1 protein-coding gene is annotated in these 371 nt (G+C 45.0%); it reads left to right on the forward strand.

Translation table 11 applies throughout. From position 1 onward, the window contains the following. A partial coding sequence (locus KP705_RS19300; protein ID WP_215765479.1) for a hypothetical protein occupies positions 1-323 on the forward strand: 323 nt, incomplete at its 5' end. Between the last annotated feature and the right edge of the window lie 48 nt (positions 324-371).

Here is a 371-nt window from a genome sequence, read left to right on the forward strand (position 1 = left end):
CCCATCTTGAGTGGTTCTATAATGAGACACTCAATACGCGACTGATACAGAGGTACGGATCGTTTAAGGAGTTCAAGGGGTCTCTTAATGATGAGAGGCTTCGCATCGTTCGAGATCAGTCTGATGGATCTCTGAAGATGATGAAGAAGCGTGTAATCAATGATGCTGAGCTTTTCACGAAGCGTGATGAAGGCGAAGCCACGATAGGTGTCCCTAAATCATTGGATATGTTCGGGCCCGATATTGCTATGGCTCTCTGTGTTGAGACTTCTCTTGATGGTCGTGTCATCGTTGGTGATGAAATAAAATTCGAGCAGATGTAGAATAAGATTGTTGGGCTGATGCTCCCGCATCATGCTTTCTTTATCGTC

Source organism: Gluconobacter sp. P1D12_c, assembly GCF_018812105.1.
GTDB lineage: Bacteria > Pseudomonadota > Alphaproteobacteria > Acetobacterales > Acetobacteraceae > Gluconobacter > Gluconobacter oxydans_A.